Genomic DNA, 13147 nt, shown 5'->3' on the forward strand with positions numbered 1-13147 from the left:
CTAGTTTCCCTTTCCAAAGCGAGAACCGAATGTTTTACTGGTCTTTTCCGGCACTTTTTCCGCGACCAGGTTGACCTGCAGCGGTTGACCATCAACTAACGCCATTTTCTCGCGCACCGTTTGACTGCTCGACAGCCGCTCGTGCCACACATACACCTCGTTGAGGGTGTCAGGTACATCGACTCGCCCCTGCGTATTGGTCAGCAACGCCGTTTCTTGATCCGCCACATAAATAAACCCAATCATTTGATCATGGATGTTGCAGCCCAACACCACAATGCCGGGTTTGTCGAAGGCGACAGGTGCCGCTTCAGTACCACTGAAGAGTTTGATTTCAAAAGGTTTTGGGGCCGAAAAGCTGTACACGTGATGGCGTACATTGTCGCTGTTGGGGAAGGCCACTTGTTGACCTTTATTGATCACCAGAACATGAGGTAAGAATTGCTTGTCGACCTGATCCATTACCGCCATCGGTAGCGGCGTTGCCGGGAGAGTATCAGCATAGCTGACCACGGCATCCTGAACCGGTTGTCCGTGCTGATCGACGATCTGGACCTGTTTGGCGGCGAGGTTCATCGATACCGACGTGAGGAGACAGACCACCAATGTGCGACAAATTCGCTGTACAGTAAACGGTATAATGACCGACAATATTGTCATGATGACCTTCAACGTATGAACCTGACAGGTACCTGGATTACCTTGGCAGTACGTTGATCTCCAGTGAATTTTTTACCCATGCTACATGAGCATCGTTGGTGATGACAAGTCACCTTCAGTGAAGCATAAACGGAATGTGAATCCACATCAGTGGTGGCGTCTGAGTGCGTCGTTTTTTTGGGATACAATGATTACCATGAAGGGTATACGACAACTCGGAATTGGATTGCTGTTGTTTGCCAGTGTCGGTGTCGGGGCAATGGAGATTGTCGTGCGTGGCACCGAGCACAGTGCGTTGACGGACAACATCCGCGCGCACTTGTCTATGCTGGCCTGGGTCGCCCAGCCCCAAGACGCCGCCTGTCCGGTTTTCGAAGAACACCTGGATGCTGCCCGCCAGGCCGTTGTCCGAGCCGGGCAAGGATTGAGCTATTACCAGTTGCAGATTGACGAATTGTCAGTCAGCACCGATTGTCAGCGCCTGGATCTTGATTTGCGTCCCGGTCCGCGGATTAAGGTGGTAGAGGCTGATGTCGCATTGCATGGGGCAGGCCAGAGCGATGCTACGTTGATGGCGGTGGTGTCCAAGCTTGCACCTCGAGCCGGCGTGATACTCGATCAGCCCGGTTATGCCACGTTTAAATCCCGACTAGCCAGTGTGGCTGCCCAACATGGCTACTTTGATGCCCATTTCACGACCCAACAAATCATGATTGATGAGGCGGCATATACCAGTCGCATCGTTCTGCACTTTGATACCGGACAGCGATATGCCTTCGGTGAGGTGATGATGGACGCTTCCGAACGGGCACAGGTATTGATCAGTCAGGTACAACCCTTTGTTACCGGCGACCCCTACAAGGCCAGCCTATTGGGTGAGTTCAACCGCAGCCTTAAGGAAACCGGCTACTTCCAGCAGGTGGTTGCCCGGCCATTGGTGAACAAGGCAATCGATTATCACATTCCGATTGAATTGATCGCCACAGCCAAACCCCGCGATACGTTTAACTTTGGTGTGGGATTTTCGACCGATACCGGACCGCGGGGCAGTGTTAAATGGCAGCGTCCGTGGGTCAACCGGCGCGGTCACAGTGTCACTAGCGAGTTGTTTCTGTCTTCACCCCGCCAGTCGCTGACCGCGCGTTACAAGATCCCGCTGGAAGACCCACTGGAAAACTATCTGAGTATCCAGGCCGGGCTGAAAGCCGAGGATGATAACGACACCAACAGTGAAACCTACACCCTCGCCATCCAACGTCATTGGGGGCAGGCGTTTTCTGACTGGAAGCGGATCAGTTTTATCCGTTTTGAGCGCGAGCATTTCCAGCAAGGAACGGAGCCAGCCAGGACCACTGATTTGTTGATCCCGGGCGCAACCCTTTCCCGCCATCGAATCCGTGGTGGGCTGGATGTGCATTGGGGTGATCGACAGTTGCTGACCTTTGAAGTGGCCGACCGGGCCCTTGTGTCAGATATCGACTTCTCGCGCCTGACCTTCTCTTCGGCCTGGTTGCGTAGCTATGGCTCGCACCGCCTCACGGCCCGTTTGGAGCTTGGCGCCATCGCGACCAATGATTTTCAGAAAGTGCCCTCCAGTCTGCGCTATTTCGCAGGGGGCGATCAGAGTGTACGTGGCTTTGCGTTTGAGTCACTGGCGCCGCGCAAAGACGGTAAGCTGGAAGGCGGTCGGTATCTGAACGTTGCCAGTGTGGAATACAGTTATCCGGTCAGTGACCAGTGGCGTTTGATGACATTTGTGGATGTGGGCAATGCCACCAATACGCCTTTTGATCGACTGGCTCGAGGTGTTGGCGCGGGCGTCAGCTGGCAATCACCGGTTGGCCCAATCCGTTTATATCTGGCTCGTGGACACAGTGAGTGGGAACAAACCTGGCGTCTGCACTTCGCCATGGGGCCGGCCTTATGACCAACAGGTTGATTAAACGTCTTTTGCTGGCCGTCGGTGCATTGGTATTGTTGTTTGCCGTTGTCAGCGTTTTGTTGGTGACCGCGCCGGGTTCTCGCTGGTTGGTCGAGCAGGTGGACAGTCGTATCGACGGTGTCGCGGTGGAATACGATCAGGGCAGCTTGTTGTCTGCGTTAGTGGTGCGACGGTTGCAGTTCCAGCAGCCGGGACTTTCGGTGCAGGCCGCTACGTTGACTGTTGCGCCGGATTGGTCCTGTTTGCTCGATTTCAGTGTCTGCCTACGTTTACTGCAGTTGGATCAACTATCGGTGACGCTCAGCGAGTCAGCAGCAGCGGATGCGCCCGCTTCTGATGCGCCAACGGGGGCATTCGTCATGCCAGTACCCTTTGACGTGCATGCTTTTGTTGTCACCGACATTGACGTGCAGTTGAGCGACGCAACCCGCATCTCGGTGCCGCGCGTGAGTACACAACTTGCATTGCATCAGTCGCTGGAGATCCGTGCCGCGCGGGTCGACACCGTTACGATAGATTCCTCTGGGCAGCGACCCGCAGCGCCATTAACTATACAGTCAATTGCCAACTGGCAGTACACACCACCCGTGCTTGCGCCGCTCAGCGTGCCGTTGCCGGTGCAGATTAGCGACGCTCGCTGGCACGGCGTTGTCACCCTGCAGGGACAGCAGCACTCGCCGTTGATCGGGGCAGGTCACACATCACTGGAACTGTCAGAACGCGGTCTGGCCTTGTCCTCCTTTGATCAGACGTTGCCGACAGGCCATCTTGGTTTGTCGGGCAGTGTGGGACGTGACTGGCAGCAGCAACTGGCGCTGGTGCTTGAGCATGCCAATAAAAGCGAACAAGTCTCCCTGTCAGCGCAGATTGAAGGGGATTTGACGCAGTGGCACCTCAACTGGTCAGCCAGCGGTGACTTGATTGGCGATGGCGCATTGCAGGTTAACTGGCTTGCGCAGGAATTGCCCTTGTCGTTGAATGGGACGCTGTCAGCAGTACCATCAATGTGGTTGCCCGACGATGTAAAACCGGTGCGCGCACAACTGACTCTGTCCGGCCGCTGGAATGATTATCAGATGCAGCTTTCCTCGCAAGGCCACTATGGTGACCTGACCGAGCCCTTGAATCTGGATGTTGCGCTGAGCGGCGGATTGCAGGGTGCAAGTCTGGAGCGCTTCGACATCCAAACCCCGGCAGGCATTCTGACCGCCTCGGGTAAGGTCACGGTCGACAACGAGGTCACTGTGGCGATGTCTGGACAGGCCTCTGGCGTTGACACGGCCGTGTGGTACCCGACTATCGATGCCCGGGTAAATGGTCAATGGCAACTCAAGGGGATCTGGAGCGACGACACCTGGCAGCTAACCTGGCCACAACTGGATCTGGATGGAGAATGGTTTGAGCGCAAATTGAGCGCCACAGCTGCGGGCTCCATGTCCGCTGAACAGGGTTTAGATCTCCCCAATGCGCAGATTATCCTCGGTGAGAACGTGGCCACGGGTCGGGTGACAATGCCGACCTGGCAATTTATCGACACCGCCTGGAAGGTGAACGCACCTGATCTGTCTCAATTGCACCCCAAATGGCATGGTGCACTTACCGCTGAGGCTCAGGGTCGGGGAAATCTGACATCGCTGCAATGGCAGGTGCAGGGCAATGCCCAGGATCTTGATTTGGCAGGGCTGGCGTTGCAGCGAGGTTCCGTCGATGCTGAGGGCGTTGGACTGACGCTGCCTCAGGGCACGGCGCAGCTTCATCTTGAGAGCCTGTCGATGTCGCAGCTTCAGGCCCAGATGATTGACATTCGGCTACAAGGTTCGCTTCAGGAGCACGCGCTGGATTTGTCGCTGATCACTGATGATGTCGTACTCGATTGGCGAGTCACGGGGGCCACAGACCTCACCGACAGTATCTGGCAAGGAACCCTGAGCAAGGCCGATGCCGCAGCAGCGGACACCCGGTTCAGTCTATTGAACACCGATACTGCCATAACGCTCGATTGGTCCAAACCCTATTTCATGCTCGCGCCGGTGTGTTGGCAATCCGACCACGCCTCATGGTGTATCGACGATGTTCGATACCTCGATCAGAACCTCCACTGGGCAGTTAGGATTGAGCAGGTCCCGGTTGCCCCTTGGTTGCAGCAGTTGGCGCCCAACATGCGGGAGATACGCACTGACGCATTGCTGTCACTGACATCGCAGGGTCAATGGCAGGTGGGGCAAGAAGGTCGTTTTGATGGCGATATACGATTGACGCCGTCGACCTGGCAGTGGCACGAGCGTCCGGGTCAGTTGCAATTGTCTCAAGCAAGCCTGACAGTTAAGGGGCACGGTGAGTCAATGACGTCGACCGTTCGGCTGGAAGGGCCCCAGTTGGGCACGATTGATGGACAGGGCACCTATCAGTTTTCATCTCAGGCGTTGGACGGCCGGTTGGCGATTCAGCGTATCGATTTGTCGCAACTCAAGCCGCTGTTACCACAGGTACATGAGCTGGATGGCAGCATCGATGGGCATCTTGCATTGTCCGGTACACCAGCGTTGCCAGACGTGACCGGTGAGTTTCATGTCCGTCAGGGTCAGTTAGTCGCTGATGGTCTACCTGCCCGTTTTGGCGATATTGAGCAACACATTCAACTGCGCGGACGGGAAGCTTTTGTCGACGGTGGTTTCAATGTTGGTGAGGGGCATGGAACGATGCGGGGCAGTGCCCGCTGGGGGGAATCTCCAAAGCTGACAATGGCGGTCAATGGTAAAGACATGACGTTTGAGCTGCCCAACGGATTGCGTACAACGCTAAGCCCTGACCTCGATGTAGAGTGGCAATCCGGCCTGCTTCGAGTTGAGGGGCAGTTGGATGTGCCTCATGCCCGTTGGCATATCCGTGAATTACCCCCATCGGCGGTGAGTCCGTCTGAGGATGTGGTGCTGGTGAATCAATCCCACCAGGACGTGACCAAAAATGCCCTGCTGCTGGATGTGCAGTTGCGAATAGACCCAACCCAGAGTGGTGATGTAAAGCTTGATGCATTTGGCTTGACCGCAGACCTTAGCGGCCAATTACATCTGGAGCAGCCTGCAGACAAACACCTGAGCGCGCACGGTGAATTGCGCTTGCTGGATGGGCGTTACAAAGCTTACGGGCAGGATTTGTTGATCCGTCAGGGCGATATCCTGTTTCATGGTCCACTAGATGCTCCGTCACTGGACGTTATGGCGGTGCGTGACCCCATCAAGACCGCGGATGGAGTGACGGCCGGGTTGCGAATACAAGGCGCGGCAGAAACGCCCACTATCGAGGTGTTCAGCGATCCCGCCATGAACCAACCAGAAGCGTTGTCTTACCTGCTGCGGGGACAAGGGCTAAGCAACAGCACAGAGACCTCCGCGGATGCGATGTTGGCCAATGCGCTGATCGGGTTCGGTCTGAGTCAGAGTGAAAACAGTGTGCAAAAGCTTGGTCGTCAGGTGGGCATTGATGACCTGACATTAGATACCCGGGGGCACGGTGATGCTACTCAATTGGCACTAACCGGCTACATTGCGCCGGGTGTACAAATTCGCTATGGCGTTGGGGTGTTTGATTCCGCATCGGAAGTCGCGTTGCGTTACCAACTGATGCCAAAGCTGTACCTGGAAGCCGTCAGCGGCCTGAACAAGGCGTTGGACCTGTATTACCAGTTGGATATCAGGCCCGCGCCGACCAAACCCGAACCCTAGACCTAGCGGGAAGAGTTTTCAGCCCAGCTGTGTTGGGCGAGAGTGCCAACATCCAATACGGGCGCCGCATCAATCTCGCTGGCATCCATCATTTCGGCGATGCGCTGCATGGTGGACAATAATTGGGTTTGCTCCCATTCCTGCAGTGCTTCGAAGCGGCGAATGAAGTGGGACTGCAACGGGGTAGGGGCATCTTTGATCGCAGCACGACCTTCTGGCGTTAAGTGTAAATCCACTTTGCGTTTGTCATGGTTGGACCGCAAACGCACGGCATAACCGCGGGCTTCCAAACGATCCAATATACTGGTGACCGTCGCTGAACTGAGGTTGATCAGTTTGGCAAGGTCTTTAACCATCACACCATCATGGGCGCCAATTTCCTGCAACACGATCATTTGTGGCGCGGTTAGTCCCGTTTCCTTGCTCAGTTGTTTCGAATGCAGGTCTATCGCGCGGATCACGCGACGCAACGACACGAGCAAATCATCATGCTTCTTCCTGACACCCGTGGGTTCAGTACCTTTGTTTGCATTTAATTCAAATAAATTGTCCGACGCTTTCACGGCTTTAACACCCCAAAGTAAAACGTATTGTAATCAAAATTTTACGTGGTGCTTACCACGTTCTTTTTCGAAAAATTGAGTTAAACCCTATCATACGTGGCGTGAAAGTTCCAATTTAGGGCGGTGTAAAGGCGTTCGGGAAAAATCAGATTTGATCCAGTGGCGGCTTTTCAGGCATAATAAGATTAGAATACGAATTAATTGAGTTGAATTCTAATGCCAGCCCCGCTGTCATTACAACAGAGGAGACACCACAACCATGCATGCAATGAGCTACGTATCTCTGGCCATCTACTTCCTGGCGATGCTTGGCATTGGGCTGTTTGCCTATCGACAATCAACCAGTGACATGTCTGGCTACATTCTCGGCGGCCGTCAGGTCAGCCCCCATGTAACCGCGTTGTCTGCGGGCGCGTCCGATATGAGTGGCTGGATGCTGATGGGTCTGCCCGGCGCCATGTTTCTATTGGGATACGAGACGATGTACATTGCCGCGGGCTTGTTGCTCGGTGCGTTGGTTAATTACGCCGTTGTTGCACCTAAGCTTCGGGTCTACACCGAGGTTGCGGATGATGCACTGACCATTCCGGAGTTCTTTTCGAAACGGTTTGGCAGTCATGATCGCGGTGTGCGGATCATCTCTGCGGTGATCATCGTGTTGTTTTTCACACTGTACACCTCCGCGGGGCTGGTGGCCGGCGGCAAGCTGTTTGAATCGGCGTTTGGCTTGGACTACCAACTCGGATTGGTCATCACCCTTGGGGTGGTTGTGTCGTACACCTTGTTAGGCGGCTTTTTGGCGGTCAGCATGACCGACTTCGTGCAAGGTTGCATCATGTTCGTGGCGTTGGTGTTGGTGCCGATTGTCGCCTTTATGCAATTTGATGGTGTCGGTGACATGCAGCGTGCTGCGTATGAGTCGATTCCGACGTTTGATCAGGCGATTAACGACACAACCCTGCTCGCAGTGATTTCGAGCCTGGCCTGGGGACTGGGTTACTTCGGACAGCCACACATCATCGTGCGTTTCATGGCGATCCGCTCGGTGAAAGACATCAAGACCGCGCGCAACATCGGAATGAGCTGGATGACAGTGACCATTATTGGTGCCTTGGCGACGGGCTTGGTGGGTGTTGCTTACGCGAACAAATTCGGTCTGAAGGTGGGCGATCCGGAAACCATCTTTATCGTGTTTTCGGAAATTCTGTTCCACCCTGTGATCAGTGGTTTCCTGATGGCCGCCATACTGGCCGCCATCATGAGCACAATTTCGTCACAGCTGCTGGTGTCTGCCAGTTCATTAACCGAAGACATCTATCGTCTGAAGGCCGGACGTGCAGCCACCGATCAGGAAACTGTCAAGATTGGCCGCTATGGCGTGGCGGGCGTAGCGTTTGTGGCGCTGCTCCTGTCACTGGACAGCAGCAACAGCATCTTGTCACTGGTCAGTAACGCCTGGGCTGGCTTTGGCGCGGCATTTGGTCCACTGGTGTTGTTCAGTTTGTACAAGGCCAACCTGACACACAAAGCCGCCATCGGCGGTATTGTGGCCGGTGCCGCAACGGTCCTGTTCTGGATCTATGCGCCGGTACTGGCGGACGGGCAGGCGTTGAGCAGCGTTATTTATGAAATTATCCCGGGCTTCATCGTCAGTAGCGTGGTGATTTGGCTTATCTGCCAATTTGATGAGGCCCCCGAACAAGCGGTGCAGGATACCTTTGCCAATGCGCAACGGGTTCTGGCCGAACAACAGTAATACGAGGAATTTAGCGAAATGATTAACAACTCAAAGTGGAAGCGCATTGTCATCAAAGTGGGCAGTGCATTGATCGCTCCTCATAAACAGGGGTGTAGCAGCCACTACTTGCTCAGCATTGCACAATTTATTGTGCGTTGCCGAACGCAGGGGATCCAGGTTGTTCTGGTCTCTTCAGGTTCGGTTGCAGCGGGTTCTCACCTGTTTCCTGAGCATGAGAAAAGCAACATCGCAGTGAAAAAGGCCATGGCTGCAGCGGGACAGACGGAAATGATGGCGACGTGGGATAAGTTGTTTGACTTCCCCTCAGCACAGATCCTGCTGACCCATGCTGATTTACGTGACCGCGAACGCTACGTCAGTGTGCGCGAAACGGTTTTCAGTCTGCTGGACCATGGTGTGTTGCCGATCATCAATGAGAACGACACGGTAACCACTGACAAACTGAAAGTGGGTGATAACGACAATTTGTCGGCCATGGTTGCTGCTGCGGCAGACGCCGATGCGTTGATCATCTGTTCGGATGTGGATGGCTTGTACAACAAGAATCCTCATACCCATGACGATGCCAAGTTGTTGTCGTGGGTGGCGGATATTGATGAGGACATCTACGCAATGGCAGGCGGTGCTACCAGTGATGTGGGTACCGGTGGCATGAAGACTAAAATACAAGCGGCAGAAAAAGCGGTCTCTCACGGTATTGATACGTTTATCATCAACGGCTTTACCGAGTTGTCATTCAACATGTTGTTGGATGGCAAGAACCCAGGCACCCATTTCCAGCCGTTCGAAAAACCGATGAAAGAAGATGTGCATTGGATGACGCACACGTCCAAGGCACAAGGTGAAGTGATTGTTGAAGACAACTTTGAAATCCAGCTGGATCAGGAGAGTCAGCAATTGACCAGCGACGAGATTGTTGCAGTGAAGGGCGATTTTTCGGTAGGCGATACCATTCTGGTGCGTAAGGGTGACGGGACCAAGTTGGCCAAAGCCCGTTCCAATTACAGCAGTTGTTTGCTGAGTTTTATTGCAGACCAGGATGATCAGAGATTTGCCTCAGAATTCCAGGAAAAGACCGGCCCAATCATTTCTGAGAAGAACATAGCAGTATTGGAGAAATCATGAGCTTAATTAGCGAATTAGCTAAAAACGCTGCGATTGCAGCACAAACACTTTCTATCCTTGATGAAGCCCGTAAGAATGCCGTGCTGGGTGAGATGGCGGCGCGCATTCGTGACAACAAAGCGGCGATCATGGAAGCCAACCAAAAAGACCTGGCTCATGCCAAAGAGCAGGGACTGTCCGATGCAATGATGGATCGTCTGACCCTGAACGATGAGCGTATCGAGGACATGGCGCAAGGCATCGAAACGGTCGCCGAGTTACCCGATCCTGTTGGCGCAGAGCGCAGCCTGGGGCAGCGTCCCAATGGCCTGGAAATCAGTAAGATGCGCGTGCCATTGGGTGTGGTATGTATGATTTATGAGGCGCGTCCGAACGTGACCGCTGATGCCGGTGCATTGTGTTTCAAATCAGGCAATGCGGTGATTTTGCGTGGCGGTAAAGAAGCCTTGGTCAGCAGCATGGCTATAGCCCGTTTGATGCAGGATGTTCTGAAGGAACATGACTTGCCGGAAGCGTTGGTCAGTGTGGTACCCGATCCAGACCGTAAGCACATGATGGAGTTGATGGAGCAGCGCGACTACATTGATGTGATCATTCCGCGCGGTGGTGAAGGCCTGATCAACTTTGTGACCGATAACAGCAAGGTGCCTGTTATTCAGCACTTCAAAGGTGTTTGCCATCTGTATGTGGATAAAGATGCTGATTTTGTCACCGCAGTGAAATTGTTGTTGAACGGTAAAACCCAGCGCACAGGGGTGTGTAATGCCATTGAAGGATTGGTTGTACACCGTGAAATCGCCGATCAGTTCCTGCCCATTGTGGCGGAGGCGTTGTCGCGCAAAGGGGTCAAAATCAATGCCTGTCAGCGCGCCGCTGAGCATTTTGAAGGCTGTACCGTGTTGGCAGATGATGAATTCGGTGAAGAGTATCTGGCACTGGAGATTGCCGTCAGAGTGGTGGACGATATGCCGCAGGCGCTGCAACATATCCGCCAGTTTGGCAGTAACCATACAGAAGTGATTTGCACCCGCAATGAAAAGACCGCCCGTCTGTTCCAGCGGGCAGTCGATGCGTCGGTGGTGATGGTAAACGCATCATCCCGTTTCTCTGACGGCAGCCAGCTAGGTCTGGGCGCCGAGATCGGTATCGCAACCACCAAACTGCACGCGTACGGACCGATGGGTCTGGAATCCCTCACCACTGAAAAGTACCTTGTGAATGGTACCGGACAGGTGCGCGCCTAACCGAACAGTCGGATGAAAAGGGCGCAGTTTTTGCGCCCTTTTTTGTGCTTAACTTTCTGTTCCAAGTACCTTTTGTTGCACGCCCGTGAGGCTGGCTCTAGGATAATCTGTGCAGATACGCGCTATTGACGCGCTCAGCATTTCCATCGTCGGAGACACCAATATGTCAGAACAGAGCGGTCCATCAGCGTCCCAGCCTTTTGTGCGCTTGGTTACCATGTCAACGCTGACCAAACTGGCAGATGTGCTGATCTCGGCAAAAACCACTCTGCCTTGGTTGCTGGGTCACCTTGGGGCGCCTGCGTGGATGACAGCGTTGTTGGTGCCGATACGTGAATCCGGCGCACTGATCCCGCAATACATCATCAAACAACGCACCGCTGATTGTCGGGAACGGGTTCGGCTATGGCAAACAGGGATACTGATTGAAGGTATGGCCGTTTTGAGCATGGCCCTGATTGCGATGACATTGACAGGCCCCATGGCAGGTGCCGCCATCCTAGTGGCGCTAGGCGTGCTGAGTGTGGCCCGGGCGCTGTGCTCCCTAACCAGCAAAGACATGCAAGGGGTGTTGGTTGAGAAAGGGCGTCGTGGGCGCCTGGTCGGCATGGCCAGTAGTCTGTCGGGGATATTGAGTTTGCTTGGTGCCGGCTTGCTGCTATTTGGCGAACAGGTTATTGCGCAAGGGGTCATCACTGCGCTGTTGTTTGTTGCGGCGATGGGTTATCTGGCCGCGTTGCTACCGTCCTGGGGATTGTCCGCTGAGTTGAAAGATTCACAGGGCGAGGGCACTGCTTCACTGTGGCATAGCATACAATCCCATCCGTCACTGCGTCATTTGATCATCAATCGCTGTCTGCTAATGCACGGCGCCCTTATTGCACCTTACTTTGTGATGCAAGCTCAAGGGCAAAGCGGTTCCTTGTCACTGGCCTATTTCATCATTGCCAGTGCCTGCGCGACATTCTTGTCTTCCTACGTCTGGGGTCAGTTATCAGACCGCAGTGCGGTGCTGACGCTGCGGATCGCAGGCATCGCCTGCGCGGCCGTGGCGCTGGTGTTCTATCTGGATGTTGCAGGGTCCGGTGTGTGGGTATCGGTACTGCTGTTTTTCCTGCTGTCATTATCCTATGCCGGTGTGCGTACCGGGCGAAAAACCTATCTGCTGGACATTGCCGAGGGTACAAAGCGGACCGAATTTGTTGCTACCGCCAATACCTGTGTTGGTTATGTGTTACTCGCATTAGGAGGGCTCTATGCCTTGCTACATTCAGTACTGGGTCAACATCTCACGGCGCTGATGGCCGGTCTGATGTTGCTGGGGGTTGTTCACAGTCGTTGGCTGCAACGGGAAAAATGAACCGTTGGGTATGCAGACCTTGGGCTGTTTGCGTTAGGGGTGTCGCACATTAGCGACGAATGTGCTGTGAGTAGCGCAAGTCTGTTTTAAATAAATTCATATAAATCATGTGGATATGAGCTTTTTGCTCACGTTGGCATGAAATGAGCAATGTCTTCTGTCGACGAAAAGCTCGGCTAAGGAGGCAGAATGTTAGGTTGGGCAATAGTGTTTTTTTTCATTGCCGTCATTGCGGGCGTTCTCGGCTTTGCAGCTGTTTCCGCCGCCGCTGTGGGTATTGCAAAAGTATTGTTTTATCTGTTTGTGGCATTTTGGGTAATTTCAGTATTGACCAATGCCCTGCTTGGCCGAAGTAGCAAAACCCTGAGTCTAAAAAGGAGAATATAATGAAGACTGTAGTGAAACTTGTTCCATTCAGTGTGTTGATGGTTGCGTTGCTGGCCCTGGGAGGCTGTGGCGAGGACGACACAGCCGAGGATACCGGCAAGAAAGTGGATGAATGGGTTGCTGAATCCAAGGATGCGCTGGAAGACGCAGGTGATGACGTTAAAGACCTGGCCGAAGACGCCAGGGATGATCTTGATGATAAGGCGACGGATGTCGGCAACGCGATTGAAGATGCCTGTGAGAATGCCAAAGAGCAACTAGATACCGAAGACAAAGATTGCTAACGGTGCTTTTTTGATACACAAGCAGCCGACAACGTCGGCTGTTTGTGTATTTGTGGTCCGGTGTCTATCAATAGCGACTACTGAGTGCGCGAAACGAAAGA

General features: G+C 53.9%; 10 protein-coding genes. 8 read left to right on the plus strand and 2 right to left on the minus strand.

Features of this window, described 5'->3' with window-relative positions; translation table 11 throughout:
- Positions 1–660 (minus strand): methylamine utilization protein, encoded by a 660-nt coding sequence (locus tag LJ739_RS15130; RefSeq protein ID WP_229161869.1) that lies wholly within the window; start codon positions 658–660, stop codon positions 1–3.
- A gap of 196 nt (positions 661–856) precedes the next feature.
- Here LJ739_RS15130 and LJ739_RS15135 point away from each other — a divergent pair, with 196 nt between their 5' ends.
- Both LJ739_RS15135 and LJ739_RS15140 read left to right on the plus strand, forming a co-directional pair.
- Entirely contained in the window at positions 857–2587 is a 1731-nt protein-coding gene (locus LJ739_RS15135; protein WP_229161870.1) for an autotransporter assembly complex protein TamA, read from the plus strand.
- On the plus strand, positions 2584–6324 hold the full coding sequence (locus LJ739_RS15140; RefSeq protein WP_229161871.1) for a translocation/assembly module TamB domain-containing protein: 3741 nt from the start codon (positions 2584–2586) through the stop codon (positions 6322–6324). Before LJ739_RS15135 ends, LJ739_RS15140 begins: the two co-directional genes overlap by 4 nt.
- Before the next feature lie 2 nt (positions 6325–6326).
- Here the strand turns inward: LJ739_RS15140 and LJ739_RS15145 are convergent, their stop codons facing one another.
- The gene (locus tag LJ739_RS15145; RefSeq protein ID WP_324254910.1) at positions 6327–6800 is read right to left on the minus strand and encodes a MarR family winged helix-turn-helix transcriptional regulator; all 474 of its coding nucleotides are present in this window, start codon (positions 6798–6800) and stop codon (positions 6327–6329) included.
- Between the two features lie 346 nt (positions 6801–7146).
- On the opposite strand from LJ739_RS15145, the gene putP reads away from it, so the two are divergent.
- The 6 genes from putP to LJ739_RS15175 all read left to right on the plus strand — a co-directional run bounded on the left by putP (position 7147) and on the right by LJ739_RS15175 (position 13046).
- Positions 7147–8643: a sodium/proline symporter PutP gene (putP, locus tag LJ739_RS15150; RefSeq protein WP_229161873.1), complete on the plus strand. Its 1497-nt coding sequence runs from the start codon at positions 7147–7149 to the stop codon at positions 8641–8643.
- A gap of 18 nt (positions 8644–8661) precedes the next feature.
- Positions 8662–9771, plus strand: coding sequence for a glutamate 5-kinase (proB, locus tag LJ739_RS15155; RefSeq protein ID WP_267494395.1), 1110 nt, complete (start codon positions 8662–8664; stop codon positions 9769–9771).
- Entirely contained in the window at positions 9768–11015 is a 1248-nt protein-coding gene (locus tag LJ739_RS15160; protein ID WP_229161875.1) for a glutamate-5-semialdehyde dehydrogenase, read from the plus strand. Before proB ends, LJ739_RS15160 begins: the two co-directional genes overlap by 4 nt.
- A 109-nt stretch (positions 11016–11124) precedes the next feature.
- On the plus strand, positions 11125–12375 hold the full coding sequence (locus LJ739_RS15165; protein ID WP_229161878.1) for an MFS transporter permease: 1251 nt from the start codon (positions 11125–11127) through the stop codon (positions 12373–12375).
- A gap of 189 nt (positions 12376–12564) precedes the next feature.
- The gene (locus LJ739_RS15170) at positions 12565–12762 is read left to right on the plus strand and encodes a DUF1328 domain-containing protein (protein WP_229161880.1); all 198 of its coding nucleotides are present in this window, start codon (positions 12565–12567) and stop codon (positions 12760–12762) included.
- Positions 12762–13046 (plus strand): hypothetical protein, encoded by a 285-nt coding sequence (locus LJ739_RS15175; protein ID WP_229161882.1) that lies wholly within the window; start codon positions 12762–12764, stop codon positions 13044–13046. The genes LJ739_RS15170 and LJ739_RS15175 overlap by 1 nt, the downstream gene beginning before the upstream one ends.
- The last annotated feature ends 101 nt before the right edge of the window (positions 13047–13147 follow it).

It is taken from the genome of Fluctibacter halophilus, assembly GCF_020687825.1.
In the GTDB taxonomy this organism is placed as follows: domain Bacteria; phylum Pseudomonadota; class Gammaproteobacteria; order Enterobacterales; family Alteromonadaceae; genus Fluctibacter; species Fluctibacter halophilus.

Bases quoted from the DNA above. Each gene is read 5' to 3' on its own strand.
- LJ739_RS15140 (WP_229161871.1), top strand. From the start codon at position 2,584: ATGACCAACAGGTTGATTAAACGTCTTTTGCTGGCCGTCGGTGCATTG.
- putP (WP_229161873.1), top strand. From the start codon at position 7,147: ATGCATGCAATGAGCTACGTATCTCTGGCCATCTACTTCCTGGCGATG.
- LJ739_RS15130 (WP_229161869.1), bottom strand. From the start codon at position 660: ATGACAATATTGTCGGTCATTATACCGTTTACTGTACAGCGAATTTGT.
- proB (WP_267494395.1), top strand. From the start codon at position 8,662: ATGATTAACAACTCAAAGTGGAAGCGCATTGTCATCAAAGTGGGCAGT.
- LJ739_RS15175 (WP_229161882.1), top strand. From the start codon at position 12,762: ATGAAGACTGTAGTGAAACTTGTTCCATTCAGTGTGTTGATGGTTGCG.
- LJ739_RS15135 (WP_229161870.1), top strand. From the start codon at position 857: ATGAAGGGTATACGACAACTCGGAATTGGATTGCTGTTGTTTGCCAGT.
- LJ739_RS15160 (WP_229161875.1), top strand. From the start codon at position 9,768: ATGAGCTTAATTAGCGAATTAGCTAAAAACGCTGCGATTGCAGCACAA.
- LJ739_RS15170 (WP_229161880.1), top strand. From the start codon at position 12,565: ATGTTAGGTTGGGCAATAGTGTTTTTTTTCATTGCCGTCATTGCGGGC.